Raw genomic sequence first — 21,937 nt, forward strand, 5'->3', positions numbered from 1 at the left:
GCGCTGTTGATGGTGCATGCCGTCAGCCAGCGCCGGTTTTTTACCCTGTCCGACTATTAGAAGTCTGCCGCCATGCGTCCTGCCCGTGCCCTGATCGATCTCCAAGCCCTGCGTCATAACTACCAACTGGCCCGCGAAGTCACAGGGGCCAAGGCCCTTGCGGTCATCAAGGCCGACGCCTACGGGCACGGTGCGGTACGTTGCGCCGAGGCCCTGCAGGACAGTGCCGATGGGTTCGCCGTGGCCTGCATCGAAGAGGCCCTGGAGTTGCGGGCCGGTGGGATCCGTGGGCCGATCTTGCTGCTGGAAGGCTTTTTCGAAGCCGATGAATTGGCGTTGATCGTCGAGCATGACTTGTGGTGTGTCGTGCACTCGTTGTGGCAGCTCGAAGCGATCGAGAAAGCGACGATGAGCAAGCCGATCACCGTCTGGCTCAAGCTTGACTCCGGGATGCATCGGGTCGGCTTGCACCCGGCGGACTATCAAGGCGCCTACCGTCGACTGCTGGCCAGCGGCAAGGTGGCGAAGATCGTGTTGATGACTCACTTTGCCCGTGCCGATGAGCTGCATGACCCCAGCACTGTCCAGCAACTGACGGTGTTCGAGGCTGCGCGCCAGGGCCTGGTGGCGGAAACGAGCCTGCGCAATTCACCGGCGGTTCTGGGTTGGCCGCAGATACCAAGCGACTGGGTGCGTCCGGGCATCATGCTGTATGGCGCGACGCCCTTCGAGGAGGCCCAGGCCACGGCGTCACGCCTGCAACCGGTGATGACACTGGAGTCGAAGATCATCAGCGTGCGGGAATTGCCCGCCGGCGAGCCGGTGGGATACGGCGCCCGTTTCGTGACCGCGCAACCGACCCGGGTCGGGGTGGTTGCCATGGGCTATGCAGACGGCTATCCGCGCCAGGCGCCGACCGGTACGCCGGTGCGGATCGACGGACAGCCCAGCCAACTGGTCGGGCGAGTGTCGATGGACATGCTGTGTGTCGACCTGACGCACCTGCCCCAGGCCGGCCTCGGTTCCACCGTTGAGCTTTGGGGAAAGCACGTGCTCGCCAGTGACGTGGCGAAGGCCGCCGGGACGATTCCCTATCAGATTTTTTGTAACCTGCGACGAGTGCCACGGCTCTATTCCGAGGGCTGAGGCGAGGCTGGGTCGACCGGAGGTCGCTTCACCGCACGGGATTCGGGCCAAAGTGTTGTAAATACTGAACGCTGTCGCCATGATAACGCTCACTTACCACACAACACTCCCTGGAGGTTCCTGCATTGGACGTCGGTGAACGACTGCAAGCCATTCGTAAACTCAAAGGTCTTTCCCAGCGTGAACTCGCCAAGCGCGCGGGCGTTACCAATAGCACCATTTCCATGATCGAGAAAAACAGCGTCAGCCCCTCGATCAGCTCGCTGCGCAAGGTTCTCGGCGGGATTCCCATGTCCATGGTCGAATTCTTTTCCGAGGAAATCCTCCAGGAGAAACCTACCCAGATCGTCTACAAAGCCAACGAATTGATCGACATCTCCGATGGTGCCGTGACCATGAAGCTGGTGGGCAAGGCGCACCCGAGCCGGGCGATTGCCTTTCTGAACGAAATCTATCCGCCTGGCGCCGATACTGGTGACGAGATGCTCACCCACGAGGGCGAGGAAACCGGGATCCTGGTGGAGGGCCGGTTGGAGTTGGTGGTGGGGGCCGAGACATTCGTGCTCGAGGCAGGCGACAGCTACTATTTCGAGAGCACCAAGCCACACCGTTTTCGTAATCCGTTCGATACGCCGGCGCGACTGATCAGCGCAGCTACGCCGGCCAATTTCTAGGAAAAACGGCGCCGAGCCTGGATGGCAAAGGCGCCTGGGGGTGAGCGGGCCATGGCTGACAAGACCCTTGCGACTTTAGGGTTGTTTCAGTGTGGCAGGCTTACCGCTATACTTGCGCCCGCCTGCAAACCGTGGCCGCAGGCGTGACTAGCCACCATTGAGGGTGTACGCGTGAACCTAATTATGAAAATGCTGGCTGCACCAGCAACCGTATTGGCCCTATGGGCTGCGAGCGCTCAAGCGGCGCCCAACGATGAAATCGCCAAGCGTCTTGAACCCGTCGGCCAGGTTTGTGTTCAGGGGAAAGAATGCAAGGGCATGGAAGTCGCCGCTTCGGCTGGTGGCGCTGGTGGGGCCAAGGCACCGAAGGATGTCATTGCGAAACACTGCAATGCATGCCACGGCACTGGCTTGCTGGGTGCCCCTAAAATCGGTGACAAAGCGGCCTGGAAAGAGCGTGCCGATCACCAGGGCGGTCTTGACGGTATCCTGGCCAAGGCCATCACCGGTATCAATGCCATGCCGCCTAAAGGCACTTGCGCCGATTGCTCGGATGAGGAGCTCAAGGGCGCAATCAAAGAGATGTCTGGCCTGTAAAAGCCAACAGCCCGCATCCATCCGGAAAAGCCGCTTACGAGCGGCTTTTTTGTGCCTGCGGCTTTGCAACGCTGTTCATCGCAACCAAGACCCGTCAATCTCGGTCCAACCCACATTCACGGAGCAGGTCGGAGGGGCCGATGGTGCAATTGTGTTCAATCGAACAGGCGGTGGACGAGGTGCTGGAGCGGTTGCCGACGCACATTCACCTTGGCATGCCCCTGGGGCTGGGCAAGCCCAACCTGTTCGTCAACGCGCTTTACCGACGCATCGCCCAACTGCCGGAGCGGCAGCTGACCCTCTACACGGCGCTGAGCCTGGGACGGCCGAACCTGGGCGATGGTTTGCAGAAGCGTTTCCTGGAGCCCTTCATCGAGCGTGTCTTTGGCGACTACCCCGAACTGGATTATCTCGCCGACCTGCATCGGGACAGCCTGCCGGCCAATATCCGGGTCCAGCAATTCTTCCTGCAGCCCGGCAGCCTGTTGCACAGTGCTTCGGCCCAGCAGGACTACGTCAGCAGCAATTACAGCCATGCGGCCCGGGACATCAACGCCGCCGGCCTGAACCTGGTGGCACAACTGGTGGCGAGCGACCCGCAATACCCGGATCGCCTGAGCCTCAGCTGCAACCCCGACATCACCCTCGACCTGTTGCCGATGATCGCCAAGCGGCGCGCGGAGGGGGAGACGATCCTCATGCTGGGGCAGGTCCACAGCGACCTGCCCTACATGCCGGGCGATGCTGAGGTCGGCATCGACACCTTCGACCTGTTGATCGATGAGAAGGACAGCCACCGGTTGTTTTCCACGCCGAACATGCCGGTGGGGTTCCAGGATCATTTCATCGGCCTGCACGCCAGCACCCTGGTGCGCGACGGCGGCACCTTGCAGATTGGCATCGGCTCGATGGGCGACGCGCTGACGGCGGCACTGTTGGCGCGCCAGGCCGACAACGCCGGATACCAGGCCCTGCTGGCGGACCTGAACCTCAGCCAGTGGGCCCGGTTGATCGAGCGCGAGGGCGGGGTCGAACCGTTTGCCAAGGGGCTGTACGGCTGCAGTGAAATGTTCGTCAACGGCCTGTTGGCGCTGGCGGAAGCGGGGATCATCCGGCGCAAGGTCTATCCCGACGAGCCGACCCAGGAACAGGCCAACGCCGGTACCCTCGACGAGGCGGCCCAGCCCGATGGCGTCTGCATCCATGGCGGGTTCTTTCTTGGGCCGCGCAGTTTCTACGAGCGCCTGCACGAGCTGCCCCAGAGCAGGCGGCTCGAATTCAATATGACCCGTATCAGTTTCATCAACGAGCTGTACGGCCAGGAGCGGCTCAAGCGCTTGCAACGGCTCGATGCCCGGTTCATCAACACGGTGTTCACCATGACATTGCTGGGCGCCGGGGTGGCTGACCAGCTGGAAGACGGGCGGGTGCTCAGCGGCGTGGGAGGGCAATACAACTTCGTTGCCCAGGGCCATGCGCTGGAGGGCGCGCGTTCGATCCTGCTGCTGCGCAGCTGGCGCGAGGCAGGGGGCGAGGTCAGCTCCAACATCGTCTGGGAGTACGGCCACTGCACGATTCCCCGGCATTTGCGAGACATCGTGGTTACCGAGTACGGTATCGCCGACCTGCGGGGCAAGACCGATGCCGCAGTGATCGAGGCGCTGCTCAATATCAGCGATTCCCGGTTCCAGCCGGGGCTGATCGAGCAGGCACAAAACGCCGGCAAGCTGCCGAAGGATTTCCGTCTCGATCCGCGATTCGCCGAGAACACTTCGCAGCGCTTGCAGACGATCCAGGCACGGCATCCGAATCTTTTCCCGGAGTACCCGCTGGGCTGCGATTTCGACGCTGAAGAGCGGGACCTGCTGCGGGCGCTGAACTGGCTCAAGAGCAAGTTCAAGCTCACCGAGATCCTGGAATTGGGTAAAGCCGCGCTGGACGCACCGCAGCCGTGGGAATTTGCCCAGCACCTGGAGCGGATGCAACTGACGAGCCCTGAAGGCCTGAAGGAGGAGCTGGCCCAGCGGTTGTTGCTGGCGGGTCTCAAGGCCACTGCGCCATAGCGATCAGCCTGAGACGCCTGTGGGCGCGCGCCTGCTCGCGATAGCGGACTATCAGCCAACTCGATGCTGGATGTGCGACCTCATCGCGAACAGGCTTGCGCCCACAGGGTTGCGGATCAATCGATAAAGGTCACGACCCCGCCTTCCAGGGATTGCACCCGGGCCAGGGATTCGACGCGATAGCCTTGGGCATCCAGCTCCGCGCGCCCGCCCTGGAACGATTTCTCGATCACGATCCCCAGTCCGGCCACGGCTGCGCCTGCCTGCTTGATGATGGAGATCAGCGCCTGGGACGCCTTACCGTTGGCCAGGAAGTCATCGATGATCAGCACGCGGTCGCTGCTGGTCAGGTGGCGCGGGCTGATAGCTACGGTGTTTTCGGTTTTCTTGGTGAACGAATACACGGTAGCCGACAGCAGGTTTTCCGTCAGGGTCAGGGATTGCTGCTTGCGGGCGAAGATCACCGGTACGCCCAGGTTCAGGCCGGTCATGATCGCCGGGGCAATGCCCGAGGCTTCGATGGTGACGATCTTGGTCACGCCCGAATCCCTGAACCGCGCGGCAAATTCGTCGCCGATCAGCTTCATCAGCTGCGGGTCGATCTGGTGGTTCAGGAAGGCGTCGACTTTCAGAACCTGATCGGAAAGCACGATGCCTTGTTCACGGATTTTCTGGTGCAGGGCTTCCATGAAGCCTCCTTTGGTGGCGCTTTCGACGCCTGAGGTCAGTTGAAAAAATCGATTCTAGCGTTTGAGCATCGCGCGTATATCGGCCAGGGCGTTGTTGCCTCGCACGGCCTTCACTTCGGTCGGCGTGTCGTCGTTGCCTTCCCAGGCCAGGTCATCCGGCGGCAGTTCGTCGAGGAAGCGGCTCGGGGCGCAGTCGATCACCTCGCCGTATTGCTTGCGCTTGGCGGCGAATGTGAATGCCAGCGTCTGGCGTGCCCGGGTGATGCCGACGTAGGCCAGGCGCCGTTCTTCTTCGATGGTGTCGGCTTCGATGCTGGAGCGGTGGGGCAGGATTTCCTCTTCCATGCCCATGATGAACACGTAGGGAAACTCCAGGCCCTTGGAGGCATGTAGGGTCATCATCTGCACGCCTTCGGCACCTTCTTCCTCTTCCTGCTGGCGCTCGAGCATATCGCGCAGCACCAGCTTGCCGATGGCGTCCTCGACGGTCATTTCGCCGTCTTCGTCTTTTTCCAGGGTGTTCTTCAACGCTTCGATCAGGAACCAGACATTGCCCATGCGGTAGTCGGCGGCCTTGTCGCTGGAGCTGTTGGTGCGCAGCCAGTTTTCATAGTCGATGTCCATGACCATGCTGCGCAGCGCCGAGATCGGGTCTTCCCCGGCGCACTGCTCGCGTACCTTGTCCATGAAGCGCTTGAAGCGCGCCAGGCGATCGGTGAAACGGCTGTCCAGGTGTTCGCCCAGGCCGATTTCATCGGTGGCGGCGTACATCGAGATCTTGCGCTCGGTGGCGTAGTTGCCAAGTTTTTCCAGGGTGGTGGAACCGATTTCCCGGCGCGGGACGTTGATCACCCGCAGGAAGGCGTTGTCGTCATCCGGGTTCACGATCAGGCGGAAATAGGCCATCAGGTCCTTCACTTCCTGGCGGCCGAAAAAGCTGTTGCCACCGGACAGGCGATAAGGGATCTGATGATGCTGAAGCTTGAGTTCGATCAGCTTGGCCTGGTAGTTGCCGCGATACAGGATGGCGAAGTCGCTGTAGGGCCGGTCGGTGCGCAGGTGCAGGCTGAGGATTTCCATGGCCACGCGCTCGGCTTCGGCATCTTCGTTGCGGCAGCGGATCACACGGATCTCGTCACCGTGGCCCATCTCGCTCCACAGCTGTTTTTCGAATTCGTGAGGGTTGTTGGAAATCAACACGTTGGCGCAACGCAGGATACGGCTGGTGGAACGGTAGTTCTGCTCCAGCATCACCACCTTGAGCGATGGGTAGTCTTCCTTGAGCAGCATCAGGTTTTCCGGCCGGGCACCGCGCCAGGCGTAGATCGACTGGTCGTCGTCGCCCACCACGGTGAACTGGTTGCGTTTGCCGATCAGCAGCTTCACCAGCAGGTACTGGCTGGCGTTGGTGTCCTGGTATTCGTCCACCAGCAGGTAGCGGACCCTGTTCTGCCATTTCTCCAGGATGTCGGCGTGGTCCTGGAACAGCTTGACCGGCAGCAGGATCAGGTCGTCGAAGTCCACCGCGTTGAAGGCCTTGAGCGTGCGCTGGTAATGGGCGTAGACGATGGCGGCGGTCTGTTCCTTGGGATTGCGAGCGTTCTCCAGGGCTTCGGGAGGCAGCACCAGGTCGTTCTTCCAGGCGCCGATCATGTTCTTGATCTCGTCGACGCCGTCGTCGCCGGAGTATTCCTTCTGCATGATGTCGGTCATCAGGGCCTTGACGTCGGTCTCGTCGAAAATCGAAAAGCCCGGCTTGTAGCCCAGCCGCACATGCTCCTTGCGGATGATGTTCAGCCCCAGGTTGTGAAAGGTGCAGACCGTCAGGCCCCGGCCTTCGCCAGGGCGCAGCAGGCCGCCGACCCGTTCCTTCATTTCCCGGGCAGCCTTGTTGGTGAACGTCATGGCGACGATGTATTGGGCACGGATGCCGCAATTCTGGATCAGGTGCGCGATCTTGCGGGTGATTACGCTGGTCTTGCCGGAGCCTGCACCGGCGAGCACCAAAAGTGGGCCGCCGACATAGTTCACGGCTTCTTGCTGCCGGGGGTTGAGTCGGGACATGACGGGGTCAGGGAGTCGTTTGCGAAAATGGGCCGGCATTTTAACAGGCTCAGCGAATTGTGCTGCTCTGTCCGACTTGTGACTCGACAACTGACGCAAATCACCGTTTTGCCTGCGCCATGCGGAATTTGCGGCAGATTGGCGGAAAATGTTCGTTTTTTGGATGAAAAAATCGCCAGAAGTCTGTATTTGAGAACCATTGACATTGGTCATTGCCGATTGGCAGGTCATAATGCCCGGCGCCTACCACCTTGCAGAGTCTAGGGAGTCAGCTTGTCCACGCCTGTCGAACCCTTGCGTTTGCTGTTATTGGCCGAAGAGCCTGAGTGGCCGGCGAGACTGCGCGAGTGCCTGGCGCCCATGGCGGGCTCGATCGTGTTGACCAGCGCCCCGGACTGGGAGTCGGTCAGCGACCTGTTCGAAGACAATCGTAGTGCCGTGCTGCTGACCGTCGCGGCATTGCAGCCGGCACCCGGCCGTTGCCGCCTGCCGACTGTCCTGCTGTTGGAGCAGGAACCTGCGACACCGCCCGATGGCGCCAGCGACTGGCTGGTGCGCGACACGCTCGACAGCGCGACCCTGCGTCGTTGCCTGCGCCATGTACGCGAGCGCGGTGTGCTGGAAAACACGTTGCAGCGCCTGGCCGAGCAGGACCCCTTGACGGGCATCGCCAACCGCCAGGGTTTCCAGACCCTGCTGGCGGCGCGCCTGGCCGAGAACGAAGGTCGCGGCCTGGCACTCGGTCATCTGGACCTGGACAACTTCCGCCACGCCAACGATGCCCTGGGCCACCAGGCCGGCGACCGCTTGATCCTGCAAGTGGTGTCGCGACTCAAGGGTTCGCTCGAGGCCGGCGACCAATTGGCGCGATTGGGCAGCGACGAATTCGCCTTGCTGATCGATACCCGCCGCGCGCCGCAACGGGCCGAGTGGATCGCCGAGCGCATCACCCAGGCCATGGCCGAGCCGTATTGGGTGGACGGCGAGAGCCTGCTGATCGGTTGCAGCCTGGGCATCGCCCATGCCCGCGCCCAGGCCGGCGCCGACCCGCTGATGTGGCACGCCCACATCGCCATGCAGCAGGCCAAGAGCACCCAGGGCTGTACCTTTCATATCTTCAACGAACGTATCAACCGCAATGCCCGCAGCCTCGCCGACCTTGAGAGCGAACTGCGCCGGGCACTGCGTCGCGATGAGCTGGAACTGCATTACCAACCGCGACTGGACCTCGATAGCGGCAACATTGTCGGCCTCGAAGCCCTGGTGCGCTGGCGTCACGGCGAGCGCGGGTTGCTGCCGCCGAGTGAGTTCGTGCCGCTGGCGGAGCAGAGTGGCCTGATCGTGCCACTGGGTTACTGGGTGATTTCCCGGGCACTGCGGGACATGCAGGCGCTGCGCGAGCGAGGGCTGGCGCCGTTGCACATGGCGGTCAACCTGTCATTCCGGCAGTTCCAGGACAGCCAGTTGCTGTCGACCTTGAGCCGGCTGATCGCCGAACGCGGCGTCGAGGCGCAATGGCTGGAGTTCGAGCTCACCGAAACCGCCGTCATGCGTCGCAGCGAGCTGGTCAAGCAGACCATGGACGCCCTGGGGCGCCTGGGGGTGCGTTTTTCCCTGGACGATTTCGGTACCGGGTTCTCCTCGTTCGTGCACCTCAACAGCCTACCCATCGCCTTGCTCAAGATCGACAAGAGCTTTGTCGGCGGCATGGAGCAGCGCGAAGAGAACCGCAAGCTGGTGCACGCGATGATCAACCTGGCCCACAACCTGAACCTGGAAGTTGTGGCCGAAGGGGTGGAGACCCCCGAGCAGCTGGACCTGCTGCGTGGCTTCGGTTGCGACCAGGTCCAGGGCTACCTGATCAGCAAGCCGTTGCCGTTGCCGGAATTGGTCGAGTACTTGACGTTCGAGGGTGATCAGCAGTCCACACACGACGTCGTGGTCTGACACAAACCCTTGTGGGAGCGAGCTTGCTCGCGATAGCGGGGTACCAGTCAAAATGGATGTGACAGACCTATCGCGATCGCGAGCAAGCTCGCTCTTACAAAGAGATGGATTTCACTTGGCCTGAATGGCTTCGAAACCGGGCTGTCCAGCCTCACTGCGAATCATCCGCTTCATCTTCCATTCAAATGCCAGCGTCAGGCTCACCGCCGCGCAGGCCAGCCCCAGGGCCAGGCCCCACCAGACACCGGTCGGCCCCCAGTTCAGGTGGAAAGCCATCCACCACGCGGCCGGCGCGCCGATCAGCCAATAACACCCCAGGCCCACCAGGAAGGTCGTCTTGGCATCCTTGAGTCCGCGAATGCAACCCATGGCGATGGTCTGCGTGCCGTCGAACAGCTCGAACCACGCCGCCACGGCCAGCAGGCTCACCGCCAGGTCGATGACCGAGCGGAATGCCGGGTCGTCATGGTCCAGGAACAGACCGACCAACTGGTTCGGCAGCAGCCAGAACACCATGGCGAAAGCCAGCATCACCGACGCGCCGAAGCCGATGCCGACCCGCCCGGACAGCCGCGCCATCGACAATTGCCCGGCCCCGTAGTGCTGGCCGACCCGCATGGTGATCGCATACGACATCCCCGCCGGGACCATGAACGCCACCGAGACGATCTGCAGGGCGATCTGGTGGGCCGCCAGCGGCGTGCTGCCCATGGTGCCCATGCACAGCGCGGCGAACGCGAAAAGGCCGACCTCCACTGCGTACGTGCCGCCAATCGGCAGGCCCAGGCGCCAGAGCTCCTTGAGGTACTGGCGGTTGGGGCGCGACAGGCCTTCGAGCAGCGGATAGGCGCGGTAGGCCGGGTGCCGGTGGATATGCCATGCCAACGCCAGCGCCATGCAGTTGGCGACAATGGCGGTTACCAGGCCGATCCCCATCAGGCCCGGTTTCGGCAGGCCGAACATGCCGGTGATGAGTGCGTAATTGAGCAGGAAATTGATGACCGTGCCCCACAGGCTGATGACCATGACCGGCGTGGCGCGGCCGATGGCGCTGGTGAAGCCGCGCAGGGCCATGAAGCTCAGGTAACCAGGCAGGGCGAACGGCAGCGCCAGCAGGAATTGCCCGGCGGACAGCACGTTGGTTTCGGTCTGGCCGAACATCAGCAGTACCGGCTTGAGGTTCCACAGCAGCAGTCCGGCCATCAGGGCCATCAGCCAGGCCAGCCACAACCCGGCCTGGGTCAGGCGGGTGGCGCCCTCGACATCGCCCGCGCCCCGGCGGATCGCCACCAGGGTACCCACGGCCGCGATCACGCCAATGCAGAAAATCGAGACGAACGAGTAGGCCGCGGCACCGAGACCGCCGCCGGCAAGGGCTTCGGGGCTCAAGCGCGCCATCATCAGGGTGTCGGTCAGCACCATCAACATATGCGCCAGCTGCGAGGCAATCAATGGCCCCGCCAGCCGCAGAATGGCCCCGAGTTCGGTATGCACCGGATGCCGCATGTTCATAACACTCCCTGTCCAGACGAGGCAGTAAAGCGTCGATTCTCGGCCCTTGCCGGGCTTTGCACAAAAGGATAAAAAAGATCGCTGGCATGATTAAAACTCATGCAGAGCAACTATTTGCTAAGGTGCAGGACTCATCCCCGGAGCTTTTCTCATGTCCCGTCGTCTTCCTCCCCTGTATGCGCTGCGGGCATTCGAAGCGGCGGCGCGATACAGCTCGTTCACCCGGGCGGCGCAAGAGCTGTCGATCACCCAGAGTGCGGTCAGCCGGCATGTCCGCACCCTCGAGGAGCACTTTGCCTGTCGGTTGTTCCAGCGCAGTGGTCGCAACCTGCAACTGACCGAAGCGGCGCGGTTGCTGTTGCCAGGCGTGCGCGAAGGCTTCATGGCGCTGGAGCGGGCCTGCCACACCCTGCACGGGGAGGACGGCATCCTGCGCATGAAGGCGCCCTCGACCCTGACCATGCGCTGGTTGCTGGCGCGCCTGAGTCGCTTTCGACATCTGCAGCCTGGCAATGAGGTGCAGTTGACCAGCGCCTGGATGGACGTCGACTCCGTGGACTTCAACACCGAACCCTTCGATTGCGCGGTGCTCCTGGGTAATGGGCATTTTCCAGCGGATTGGGAGGCCAGTTTCCTTTTCCCCGAGGAGTTGATTCCGGTAGGCGCGCCGAACCTGGGAAGCGATCGACCCTGGGATGCGCAACGGCTGGCCAGTGTCGAATTGCTGCACCCGACGCCCGACCGTCGGGACTGGCGCAAGTGGCTCGAGTGCATGGGGCTGTCAGATAAGGTGTCCCTCAAGGGTGGGCAGGTGTTCGATACGCTGGAGCTGGGCATGATTGCGGCGGCCCGAGGTTACGGCGTATCCATGGGTGATCTGTTGATGGTGGCCGAAGACGTGGCCCAGGGACGTTTGAGCCTGCCGTGGCCCACCGCCGTGGCCAGCGGAGAGCACTACTATCTGGTCTGGCCGAAAACCCGGCCAGGGGGAGAACGTTTGCGTCGGCTCAGTGACTTCCTCCAGGGGGAGGTCAAGGCCATGCAATTGCCTGCGGTGGAGCGCCTGGGCTGAATCGTTGAAGCTTGGATGGTGGCTAGTTGGCATTAATCCGTCCAACGCGCTCAAGTATTCGGCTTTGCCGCCGAATCCGTGAAGATGGAACCTTCGTTCAGAAAGGGCTTACCGATATTTCACCCCGAAAAAAAGCCGAGTGTGCGACTCGATCAGGATGATCTGGTCACTCGTCCAGGAGCCGTCATGTCTCAACCCCGTGCCCGTATCGCCTCACAGCTGGGGCTTGCCCTTGCCGTGATACTGGCGGTCGTAATTTCCGGCAGTACTGTATTTGCCTTGCGTTCGCTGGATACAGCCAACCTCGCCACCCGTGAAGAGCATCTGGCCAGTGAAGCGCGTCTTCTAGCCGATCAACTCAGCACTTTCCATGGCACCCTGAGGGAAAGCACCCAGCGGTTGGCCGGCCTGTTCGAAAAACGTTTCAGCGCCGGCCTGAGCGTGCATCCCGACCAGCCAGTCGCAGTGGCGGGCGTGCAGCTCCCGAGCCTGAACCTGGGCAATGCGGTGCTGAACAACGATTTCACCGAAGTCGATGAGTTCAAGCAGATGACTGCCGGCACCGCCACGGTGTTCGTGCGCAACGGTGACGATTTCGTCCGCGTCAGCACCTCGGTCACCAAGCAGGACGGCACGCGAGCCATCGGTACCGTGCTCGACCATGCCAGCCCGGCCTATGCCCGCCTGATGGGTGGGCAAAGCTACATCGGTCGCACCCTGCTGTTCGGGCGCTACTACATGACCCAGTACAGCCCGGTTCGTGACAGCGGCGGCAAGATCATTGCCGCACTGTACGTAGGATTCGATTACACCGACGCGCAAAACGCGCAATTCGAGAATCTCAAGCGCTTCCGCATTGGCCAGACCGGTTCGCTGGCCCTGTTGGACGAGCAAAACAAATGGCTGGTGCCGCCTGCCGGCGTGCAGGCCCTGGACCAGGCGAGCACGACGATCCAGAAGCTGGTCAAGACGCCGGGCAAGGGTGAGTTCTGGAGCGATAGCGCCGAGACGTTCTATAGCGTTGCCGTGCCGTTCGAAGGCGGGCCCTGGGCCGTCGTGGCGAGCATGCCGAAAACCGAGATCAACGCGGTGACCTGGAGCGTGGGCACCCAGTTGGCCATCGGCAGCCTGCTGGCGATGCTGCTGGCCGTTGGTGCGGCGGTATGGCTGCTGCGCAGCAAGCTGGCGCCGCTGGGGGATCTGGTACGCCAGGCGGAAGCCTTGGGAGCCGGTGATCTGAGCGTGCGCTTGAACGTATCGAGCCACGACGAAATCGGTCAGCTGTCCCGGGCTTTCAATCAGATGAGCCAGGCCCTGTCGACCATGGTCGAGCACATCCGCAAGGCCTCCCATGAAGTCAACAGCCGCGCCCAGGCCCTGTCCGGTCTGTCCAGCGGTGCGTATGAGGGTATGGAGCAGCAGTCGGGCGAGATCACCAGCATGGCCGGTGCGGTGGAGGAGTTCAGTGCAACGTCGGCGAACATTGCCGACAACATGGGCAATACCCAGCGCCTGGCCCAGGAAAACGCGCAACAGACCCAGATCGGTCGTACCTCGATGGACGAAGCGTCGTCCTCCCTGGAGCAGATTGCCGGGGCGCTCAACAGCACCGCCACGGTCATCAATACCCTGGGCCAGCGCTCCCAGGAAATCGGCGGCATCGTGGGCGTGATCACGTCCATCGCCGAGCAGACCAACCTGCTTGCCCTGAACGCCGCCATCGAAGCGGCTCGTGCGGGTGAACAGGGCCGCGGTTTCGCGGTGGTGGCCGACGAAGTCCGCAGCCTGGCGTCTCGTACTCGTCAGGCCACTGATGAAATCTCCAGCATGATCACCAGCATCCAGCAGGAAACCGGCAACGCTATCAGCACCATGGAGCAGGGCAACCTGCTGATGCAGGAAGGCCTGTCGCGCAACGCCAATGTGGCCTCGGCGCTGGCGCGCATCGACGAGCAGAGTCGCTCCGCCGGTCAGCAATTCGCGGCCATCACCACCGCCACCCAGGAGCAGAGCAGCACCGCGACCTTGCTCAGCAGCAACCTGCAGAGCATTGCCATGGCCAACAGCGAACAGCGTGAAGTGGTCTCTAACCTGGCGATCACCGCCAAGGAACTGGAAAAGCTGGCCCAGGACCTGCGTCAGGAAGTTGATCGGTTTCGCTGAGGCTTAGCCGAACGCCCCCCATTCCTGTGGAAGCAGGCCAGCTTCCACAGAAATTGCCGTGTACGCCGATCTTTGCATCCCCGATCAGCGAATCACCCCCGCATTAGCGTTGATCGTTGGCACCCGTTGTTCCGTCGTCCTTGCGGGTAAGCCCGCTGCTGCCCCCGCCCCCTCTTTTCCATCGCCTCGTTTTTGATCGATTGCGGTTTTTCGACTTGCTGAAACGTTTCTCCAAGACTATAAAACCCGCACAACTCCAAAAAAGAAGGCCATCTCCATGTCTCCGCTCCGACTTATCATTGCCCTTGGCGCCTTGGGCGCTGCCTCCCAGGCCATGGCCTGGGACTATGTCCTGCTGGACACCGACAAAGCCGCCCAACCCTGGCAGATCACCAGCCAGCAGCTGGGCGTCAAGACCGACAAGCCATTTTCCGTCACCCTGCGCACACTGCACGGTGGGCGGCAGGAGGGTGTCAGTGTCGTCGACATCGACAATGGCACCCTGAAACTCTCCGTGGTCCCGACCCGGGGCATGAATGTGTTGCAGGCCTCGGTGGGGAATGTGCGCATGGGCTGGGATTCGCCGGTCAAGGAAGTCGTCAACCCGGCTTTCATCGAGCTCAACGGCCGAGGCGGACTGGGATGGCTCGAAGGGTTCAACGAACTGGTGACGCGTTGTGGCTACGAATGGGTGGGCCACCCTGGCATGGATAACGGCGAGTTGCTGACCCTCCACGGTCGCGCCGCCAACATCCCGGCCAACAAGGTCACCCTGCATATCGATGAAAAGCCGCCGTACGCGATCACCCTGCGGGGCGAGCTGAAGGAACAGGCCTTCAAGAAGGTGGATTTCTCGGTGCAGACCGAATTGGTCACCGAACCTGGCAGCGTGACCTTTTCGCTCAACGATACCCTGACCAACAATGGCGATTATCCCAAGGAGTACCAGGCGCTTTATCACAGCAATTTCAGCACGCCGTTCCTCGAGCAGGGTGCCCGCTTCGCTGCGCCGGTCAAGCAGGTCTCGCCGTTCAACGACAAGGCCAAGGGCGACCTGGCCGACTGGCAAACCTACCGGGGGCCTACCAGGGACTACGACGAAACTGTCTATAACGTCGTGCCCTATGCCGATGCCAAGGGCGACACGCTTACCGTCCTCCACAACAGGGCCGGTAACCTTGGCGTATCGGTGGGTTTCAACACCGCGACGCTCCCGGTGTTTTCCCTGTGGAAGAACACCGACACCCAAGGCCAGGGGTACGTGACCGGATTGGAGCCGGGTACCAGTTTTTCCTATAACCGTCGCTACCAGAGGCCGTTGGGCCTGGTGCCTGTCATCGGGCCGAAAGAGCACCGCCAGTTCATGATCCACTACAGCCTGCTGGCGGATAAGGGCGCTGTGGACAAGGCGCTCAAGCATATCGACTCGATCCAGAACGGCCAGAAAACCGAGGTACGGGAGATGCCCCTGGTCGACCTGAGCAAGCCATGAAGCGGTCAGGCGGAGGGTCGATACTGCAACGCCTCGGCCAGATGATCCCGGCTGATGCGGCCCTTTTGCTCGAGGTCCGCCAGTGTCCTGGCGACCTTGAGCAGGCGATGGGCAGCGCGTAGGGACAGGGACAGTCGTTCGCACGCCGTTTCCAGCCAGGTCTCGTCGGCCGGGGATAACGTGCAATGTCGCCGCAGGCCTGGCAGGTCGAGGAAAGCGTTGGCGCAGCCCTGGCGTCTTTGCTGGCGTTCACGGGCTTCGGCCACTTGCTCGGAAACGGTGGCCGTATCCTCGCCCGGTTCACCCTTGGGATTCAGTGCCGTGGCTTCCCGGGCAACGGTCAGGTGCAGGTCGATGCGATCCAGCAAGGGGCCGGAAAGCTTGTTGCGGTAGCGCTGCACCATGTCCGGCGTGCAGGAACAGCGCCCGGTGGGCTCCCCCAGATAACCGCAGGGACAGGGGTTCATCGCCGCCACCAGCTGGAAACGCGCTGGAAATCGCACACGGTCACGGGCGCGTGAGACCACGATATGCCCTGATTCCAACGGCTCCCTCAGGACCTCCAATACCTTGCGGTCGAACTCCGGCAGTTCGTCGAGAAACAGTACGCCATGGTGGGCCAGGGTGATTTCCCCCGGCTGCGGCTTGGACCCGCCGCCGACCAGTGCCGGACCGGACGCCGAATGATGGGGCTGGCGAAACGGCCGCTGCGGCCAGTGGCTCAACGGCACGCAACTGGCGACCGACTGAATCGCCGCGACCTCCAGGGCCTCGCACTCGGCCAGGGGCGGCAGCAGCCCTGGCAGGCGGCTCGCCAGCAACGTCTTGCCGGTGCCCGGTGGCCCGCTGAGCAACAGGTTATGGGCACCGGCGGCGGCAATCAGCAAGGCACGCTTGGCCCCGACCTGGCCTTGCACTTCGTTGAGGTCGGGGTATGGCTTGCTGGCGGCGAGCAGCCCGTTGGACACGAAGGCCTCGACCGGGGTGTGGCCGTTGAAGTGCGCCACCGCTTCGAGCAGGTGGTCGACGGCGATCACCTTCAGGCCCGACGCCAGGCAGGCTTCCTCGGCATTGGCCCGTGGAACCAGCAGCGTCCGCCCCGCCTGGCGTGCCGCCAGCGCTGCGGGCAAAACCCCGCGCACCGGGCGCACCGCGCCGGACAAGGCCAGCTCACCGAGGCATTCCACATCTTCCAGGGCCAGGGTCGGCACCTGCACGCTGGCGGCCAGGATACCCAGGGCAATCGCCAGGTCGAACCGCCCGCCATCCTTGGGCAGGTCGGCCGGCGCCAGGTTCAAGGTGATGCGTCGGGCCGGAAAGTTCAGCCCCGAATTGATGATCGCGCTGCGCACCCGGTCCTTGCTTTCCTTCACCGCGGCCTCGGGCAGACCGACCATCGTCAGCGACGGCAAGCCGTTGGCCAGGTGAACCTCTACGGTAACGGCGGGAGCCTGCACCCCTACCTGGGCGCGGCTATGGATGATGGCGAGCGACATGAATCGTTCCTTGAGTGAATAAGGGCCGCGTCCTGCGGTTCCTGAAGGGTAGTCGTGACAGAGTGCGTCGGAGCGGCAATTGCAGCGCAAATTTTCGCAGAATGTTGCCGAAGGCCCGGGCGGTCCTGAGCGTCCCGGGCCTCTGCTAGACTGCATTTGATCGGCATCTGTCGGTTCAAAGGCACAGGGAGGACGCGGCCATGGACGATCTGCTGGCGCTGTTGACCGACAAACGCTTCATGCCCCATGGGCACTGCTACATGTGGCGCCCGGACCTGCTCTGGACCAATGTGATCGCCGATAGCCTCATTGCCCTGTCATACGTCACCATCCCCTTCACCCTCATCTACTTTATCCACAAGCGCAAGGACGTGCCGTTCGACTGGATGCTGGCGGCCTTCGGCGTCTTCATCCTGGCCTGCGGCACCAGCCACCTGATCGAAATCCTGACGATCTGGCAACCCTACTACTGGTTGTCGGCGCTGATTAAGGTGGTCACGGCGATTGCCTCGGTGATCACTGCCATTCTCCTGGTCCGGCTGGTGCCCGCGGCGCTGAGGATCCCCAGTCCGCAGCAGTTGGCCAGGGTCAACGATGAACTGCGCGAGGCGCAGGCCGAGCTGGTCACCACGGCGCGTCGGGCCGGCATGGCGGAAATCGCGACGAATGTGCTGCACAACGTGGGCAATGTGCTCAACAGCGTGAACGTGTCGGCCCAGGTCCTGTACGACAAGGTGCACGCATCGAAGGCGGTGGGGGTGGCCAAGGTCGTTCAACTGATGAGAGAGCATTCGGACAACCTGGGGGATTTCATCAGCCGCGATCCGAAAGGCCGCGCGCTGCCGGAATACCTTGGCATGCTGGCCGAATCGCTGGCGACCGAGCGCGAGAGCATGATCAAGGAGCTGGCCCTGCTCACCAGGAGCATCGACCACATCAAGGAGATCGTCGCCACCCAGCAGTCCTATGCCGGCAATTCCAGCGTGCTGGAGCCAGGTTCACTGAAAGAGCTGATGGAGGACGTGGTCCGCATCTGCCATGGATCCCTGGCTCGCCATGACGTGACGCTGGTCCAGGAGCTCGACGACATACCGCTGATGGCACTGGATAAGCACAAGGTGCTGCAGATACTGATCAACCTGATCAACAACGCCCGGCAGGCGCTCGAGTCGGTGACGGACCGCCCGTCACGGATCGTCCTTCGCCTGAAAGCCGTGGGTGATCAGCGGGCACGTATCGAAGTCGAGGACAACGGCGAAGGCATTGCCATGGGCAATATCGCCCATGTCTTCGAGCATGGCTTCACGACACGGGCCGACGGCCACGGTTTTGGCCTGCACAGCTGCATCCTGGCCGCGCACGAGATGGGCGGTGACCTGGCGGTGCAGAGCGCCGGTCCGGGGCAGGGGGCGCTCTTCATCCTGGAGTTGCCGATGGTGACGCTGTCGGAGCAGGCTCGGCAGGTGCTCAGTGGCTGAACGGCGAAAAGCCGATCGGGCCTGTGCCCCTTGATGCGTCTTCGTTACTCGGCCGCCGAGCCCAGCCTGGCTTCCAACTCCGCCACCTTCGCCTCCAGGCTCTCGAGGCGCGCGCGCGTGCGGGCCAGCACGACCATCTGGCTGTCGAATTCTTCCCGGCTCACCAGGTCCAGCTTGCTGAAGCCACTTTGAAGCAGGGCCTTGAGCTGGCTTTCGATTTCACTCCTGGGCAGGGGCGTGTCGCCACTCAGGAGGCGGGAGGCGTGGCCGCTCAGGGCGTCGAGGAGGTCTTTTGGCGCAAGCATGGCAGGTGTCCTGGAAACGATGACGGGCAGTGTATCACGCAGTGTCTATAGTCAATCCGCAAGCCCGGGATGCACGCTTTTCGCGCATGGGGGCGGGCGCTGTCGCACCGTTGTTGTGCGTATCGCTGCGGTTCGTGGCGTCATGCGGGCTGGCTGTGCAGGTAAGAGACTGAAATCAGAGGGTTTGGGCACAGATGGCAAGGTTTCTGCTTAGAGGCTGGTGACCCATGCACTGATGCAGTCGTTGTGACGAATGCAGTGCAGCGGACGGAGCGGGGAGCTCCGTCAGGAACGGTTAACTGGCGCTGGTCGGGCAACTTGGGCCGACGACGCGTTACAAAGCCAGGCACTGCGCTTAGACTTGAGTCGGGTTTGTTTTCCTGGGGCAAGTCCACCAATTCGGGAGAGAGTTTCATGAAGCTAGTCACTGCCATCATCAAGCCGTTCAAGTTGGACGACGTGCGCGAGTCGCTGTCCGAAATCGGCGTGCAGGGCATCACCGTTACCGAGGTCAAAGGCTTCGGCCGGCAGAAAGGCCACACCGAGCTGTATCGCGGCGCGGAATACGTGGTCGACTTCCTGCCCAAGGTGAAGATCGACGTCGCCATCGACGACAAGGATCTTGACCGGGTCATCGAGGCCATTACCAAGGCTGCCAACACCGGCAAGATTGGTGACGGAAAGATCTTTGTGGTCAATCTGGAACAGGCTATCCGCATCCGTACCGGCGAAACCGATACCGACGCCATCTAAGCCGCCAAACCCAACGCCCCAGGAGAAAACAATATGACTCTGCGTAAATTCGCAGGGCTAGGAGCCCTGTTGTCCTTCGTAATGCCTGGCCTGGCCATGGCGGAAGAAGCGGCAGCCCCCGTACTGAATTCCGGCGACACCGCCTGGATGCTGACTGCCACGATTCTCGTGCTGTTCATGACCATTCCCGGTCTGGCGCTGTTCTATGGCGGCATGGTCCGGTCGAAAAACATTCTTTCCGTGATGATGCAGTGCTTTGCCATTACCGGTCTGATCAGCATCCTGTGGGTCATCTATGGCTACAGCATCGCGTTCGACACCACCGGCATGGAGCAGGGCGTCGTCAACTTCAATTCCTTCGTCGGCGGCCTGGGCAAGGCGTTCCTGGCAGGCGTTACCCCGGCCAGCCTGACCGGTCCGGCGGCGCTGTTTCCCGAAGCGGTGTTCATCACCTTCCAGATGACGTTCGCCATCATCACCCCGGCCCTGATCGTCGGCGCCTTCGCCGAGCGGATGAAGTTCTCCGCCATGCTGATCTTCATGGGCGTGTGGTTCACCCTGGTGTATGCACCGATCGCACACATGGTCTGGTCCGGCAACGGTGGCCTGATGTGGGACTGGGGCGTGCTGGACTTCGCCGGTGGCACCGTGGTGCACATCAACGCCGGTATCGCGGGCCTGGTGGCGTGCCTGGTACTGGGCAAGCGCAAGGGCTTCCCCACCACGCCGATGGCGCCGCATAACCTGGGTTACACCCTGATGGGTGCCGCCATGCTGTGGGTCGGCTGGTTCGGCTTCAACGCCGGTTCCGCCGTCGCCGCCAACGGCACCGCCGGCATGGCCATGCTGGTGACTCAGATCGCTACCGCCGCCGCGGCGCTGGGCTGGATGTTCGCCGAGTGGATCACCCACGGCAAGCCAAGCGCACTGGGCATTGCCTCGGGCGTGGTGGCGGGTCTGGTCGCGATCACTCCGGCAGCCGGTACCGTGGGCCCGATGGGCGCCCTGGTCATCGGCCTGGCGGCAGGCGTGGTGTGCTTCTTCTGTGCAACCACCCTCAAGCGCAAGCTCGGCTACGACGACTCCCTGGATGCCTTCGGCGTGCATGGTATCGGCGGTATTCTCGGTGCGATCCTCACTGGCGTGTTCGCTGCGCCGGCCCTGGGCGGCTTCGGCACCGTCACCGATATCGGTGCGCAAGTGTGGATCCAGATCAAGGGCGTGGGTTTCACCGTGATCTACACCGCGATCGTCACCTTCATCATCCTCAAGGTTCTGGATGCGGTCATGGGACTGCGCGTCTCCGAGGAAGAAGAGGCTGTCGGCCTGGATCTGGCCCAGCACAACGAGCGTGGCTACAACCTGTAAGCGCACGCAAAAAAATATGCCCGGCTTGCCGGGCATTTTTTTGTCTGGAATTTGTCATTGCTCAAAGAAGGGGCCGGTTTTCCAGGCGCTTTTTGCCATGCAGGCGACAGGACTTTTCTACCGTCAAAGGCTTACATCGAAGGAGGAATATTAGGCTCTTTGTTTTTTCCCAGAGCGCGCTAGAATGCGCGCCGAACGTGCGGAGAACTGTATGTGGCAACAGACGCTGATTACCCTGCGGGCAAGGCCCCGGGGCTTTCACCTGGTGACGGACGAGTTGCTCGCCGGCCTGCCTGAACTCAGGGCGTGTCGTGTCGGTCTGTTGCATCTGTGGCTGCAGCACACCTCGGCCTCGTTGACCATCAACGAGAACGCCGATCCGGCGGTACGTCGAGACTTCGAACGATTTTTCAATCGGCTGATCCCACAAGGAAATGCCGACTATGAGCACAACGACGAAGGCCTGGACGACCTCCCGGCGCACTTCAAGGCCAGTGTGCTGGGATGTCAGCTCAGCCTGCCGGTAAAGGACGGGCGACTGGCACTGGGCACCTGGCAAGGTGTTTATCTGGGCGAGCACCGTGATCATGGCGGTGCCCGTAAAGTCCTCGCCACCTTGTACGGTGAAGGGGCATGACCGCCGATTGCCGGTGGATGTTGAATTTTTTCTGGCAGCCTTCGACAGATGGCGAAGCTGGGCTATAACTAATCTGCTTTTCGCAAGTCATGAGGTAGAACATGAGCGACGATGATCTGGAAAACGACGACCTCGAAGTAGGTGACGAAGACGAGGCCGAAGACGGTCTGGAAGCGGCGGCTGAAGATGTGGCCGACGATGATGTTGCCGATGTCCCGGCGCCTGCCAAGGGCAAGGCCAAGGCAGCAGTATCGATCGACGAGTTGCCGAGCGTAGAGGCCAAGAACAAGGAGCGTGATGCGCTCGCCAAGGCCATGGAAGAATTCCTGGCCAGGGGCGGAAAGGTGCAGGAAGTGGAGGCCAATGTGGTCGCCGATCCGCCCAAGAAGCCCGACAACAAGTACGGCAGCCGTCCTATCTGAGCTTCTGCTTCTTGCTTGCCGAAAAAGCCCGCCGTCGTCGCGGGCTTTTTCATGGGCGC

At 62.2% G+C, this 21,937-nt stretch carries 18 protein-coding genes and 1 pseudogene; 14 read left to right on the forward strand and 5 right to left on the reverse strand.

The features are described from left to right. Positions 1-72 precede the first annotated feature (72 nt). From alr to BT179_RS05315, 4 genes are all read left to right on the forward strand, one after another. The gene (gene alr, locus BT179_RS05300) at positions 73-1,146 is read left to right on the forward strand and encodes an alanine racemase (protein WP_072430953.1); all 1,074 of its coding nucleotides are present in this window, start codon (positions 73-75) and stop codon (positions 1,144-1,146) included. A gap of 125 nt (positions 1,147-1,271) precedes the next feature. Then, positions 1,272-1,820: a cupin domain-containing protein gene (locus BT179_RS05305; protein WP_072430952.1), complete on the forward strand. Its 549-nt coding sequence runs from the start codon at positions 1,272-1,274 to the stop codon at positions 1,818-1,820. A 183-nt stretch (positions 1,821-2,003) separates the two neighbouring features. Next, positions 2,004-2,417, forward strand: a complete 414-nt coding sequence (locus BT179_RS05310) for a c-type cytochrome (protein WP_072390667.1) — start codon at positions 2,004-2,006, stop codon at positions 2,415-2,417. A gap of 140 nt (positions 2,418-2,557) precedes the next feature. Further along, a complete protein-coding gene (locus BT179_RS05315; RefSeq protein WP_072430951.1) occupies positions 2,558-4,480 on the forward strand; it encodes an acetyl-CoA hydrolase/transferase C-terminal domain-containing protein in 1,923 nt (640 codons plus the stop codon). Positions 4,481-4,596: 116 nt separating this feature from the next. Here the strand turns inward: BT179_RS05315 and BT179_RS05320 are convergent, their stop codons facing one another. Then, positions 4,597-5,169 (reverse strand): xanthine phosphoribosyltransferase, encoded by a 573-nt coding sequence (locus BT179_RS05320; protein WP_072390660.1) that lies wholly within the window; start codon positions 5,167-5,169, stop codon positions 4,597-4,599. A gap of 54 nt (positions 5,170-5,223) precedes the next feature. Further along, positions 5,224-7,233 (reverse strand): DNA helicase Rep, encoded by a 2,010-nt coding sequence (gene rep / locus BT179_RS05325; RefSeq protein WP_072390655.1) that lies wholly within the window; start codon positions 7,231-7,233, stop codon positions 5,224-5,226. Between the two features lie 273 nt (positions 7,234-7,506). On the opposite strand from rep, the gene BT179_RS05330 reads away from it, so the two are divergent. After that, positions 7,507-9,180, forward strand: a complete 1,674-nt coding sequence (locus BT179_RS05330) for a putative bifunctional diguanylate cyclase/phosphodiesterase (RefSeq protein WP_072430950.1) — start codon at positions 7,507-7,509, stop codon at positions 9,178-9,180. 111 nt (positions 9,181-9,291) lie between these two features. Here the strand turns inward: BT179_RS05330 and BT179_RS05335 are convergent, their stop codons facing one another. After that, positions 9,292-10,692 carry a NorM family multidrug efflux MATE transporter gene (locus tag BT179_RS05335; RefSeq protein WP_072430949.1) on the reverse strand — a complete coding sequence of 467 codons (1,401 nt, stop codon included), beginning with the start codon at positions 10,690-10,692 and terminating at the stop codon, positions 9,292-9,294. Between the two features lie 151 nt (positions 10,693-10,843). Between BT179_RS05335 and BT179_RS05340 the strand changes: the two genes are divergently transcribed. The 4 genes and pseudogenes from BT179_RS05340 to BT179_RS05355 all read left to right on the forward strand — a co-directional run bounded on the left by BT179_RS05340 (position 10,844) and on the right by BT179_RS05355 (position 15,419). Further along, positions 10,844-11,764, forward strand: coding sequence for a LysR substrate-binding domain-containing protein (locus tag BT179_RS05340; protein WP_072430948.1), 921 nt, complete (start codon positions 10,844-10,846; stop codon positions 11,762-11,764). A 186-nt stretch (positions 11,765-11,950) separates the two neighbouring features. Further along, a pseudogene (locus tag BT179_RS27150) lies at positions 11,951-13,072 on the forward strand (Cache 3/Cache 2 fusion domain-containing protein); the annotation flags it as partial. A gap of 132 nt (positions 13,073-13,204) precedes the next feature. Beyond that, positions 13,205-13,927: a methyl-accepting chemotaxis protein gene (locus BT179_RS27155; RefSeq protein WP_371264378.1), complete on the forward strand. Its 723-nt coding sequence runs from the start codon at positions 13,205-13,207 to the stop codon at positions 13,925-13,927. A gap of 277 nt (positions 13,928-14,204) precedes the next feature. Beyond that, positions 14,205-15,419 carry an aldose 1-epimerase family protein gene (locus BT179_RS05355; RefSeq protein WP_072430947.1) on the forward strand — a complete coding sequence of 405 codons (1,215 nt, stop codon included), beginning with the start codon at positions 14,205-14,207 and terminating at the stop codon, positions 15,417-15,419. Positions 15,420-15,424: 5 nt separating this feature from the next. Here BT179_RS05355 and BT179_RS05360 read toward each other — a convergent pair whose 3' ends face one another. Further along, complete coding sequence (locus tag BT179_RS05360; RefSeq protein ID WP_072390632.1) at positions 15,425-16,915, reverse strand: YifB family Mg chelatase-like AAA ATPase; 1,491 nt, start codon at positions 16,913-16,915, stop codon at positions 15,425-15,427. A 200-nt stretch (positions 16,916-17,115) separates the two neighbouring features. On the opposite strand from BT179_RS05360, the gene BT179_RS05365 reads away from it, so the two are divergent. Further along, positions 17,116-18,393, forward strand: coding sequence for a sensor histidine kinase (locus BT179_RS05365; RefSeq protein WP_072390629.1), 1,278 nt, complete (start codon positions 17,116-17,118; stop codon positions 18,391-18,393). A gap of 44 nt (positions 18,394-18,437) precedes the next feature. Here the strand turns inward: BT179_RS05365 and BT179_RS05370 are convergent, their stop codons facing one another. Next, positions 18,438-18,698 (reverse strand): accessory factor UbiK family protein, encoded by a 261-nt coding sequence (locus BT179_RS05370; RefSeq protein WP_072390626.1) that lies wholly within the window; start codon positions 18,696-18,698, stop codon positions 18,438-18,440. 414 nt (positions 18,699-19,112) lie between these two features. On the opposite strand from BT179_RS05370, the gene glnK reads away from it, so the two are divergent. The 4 genes from glnK (at position 19,113) to sutA (ending at position 21,878) form a co-directional block, all read left to right on the forward strand. After that, entirely contained in the window at positions 19,113-19,451 is a 339-nt protein-coding gene (gene glnK, locus BT179_RS05375; RefSeq protein ID WP_002555808.1) for a P-II family nitrogen regulator, read from the forward strand. Between the two features lie 33 nt (positions 19,452-19,484). Then, positions 19,485-20,819, forward strand: coding sequence for an ammonium transporter (locus tag BT179_RS05380; protein WP_072390623.1), 1,335 nt, complete (start codon positions 19,485-19,487; stop codon positions 20,817-20,819). A 211-nt stretch (positions 20,820-21,030) separates the two neighbouring features. Beyond that, positions 21,031-21,456: a secondary thiamine-phosphate synthase enzyme YjbQ gene (locus BT179_RS05385; RefSeq protein WP_072430946.1), complete on the forward strand. Its 426-nt coding sequence runs from the start codon at positions 21,031-21,033 to the stop codon at positions 21,454-21,456. A gap of 101 nt (positions 21,457-21,557) precedes the next feature. Continuing rightward, entirely contained in the window at positions 21,558-21,878 is a 321-nt protein-coding gene (gene sutA, locus BT179_RS05390) for a transcriptional regulator SutA (RefSeq protein WP_072390617.1), read from the forward strand. The last annotated feature ends 59 nt before the right edge of the window (positions 21,879-21,937 follow it).

The organism is Pseudomonas sp. NFACC43 (assembly GCF_900119645.1).
GTDB lineage: Bacteria > Pseudomonadota > Gammaproteobacteria > Pseudomonadales > Pseudomonadaceae > Aquipseudomonas.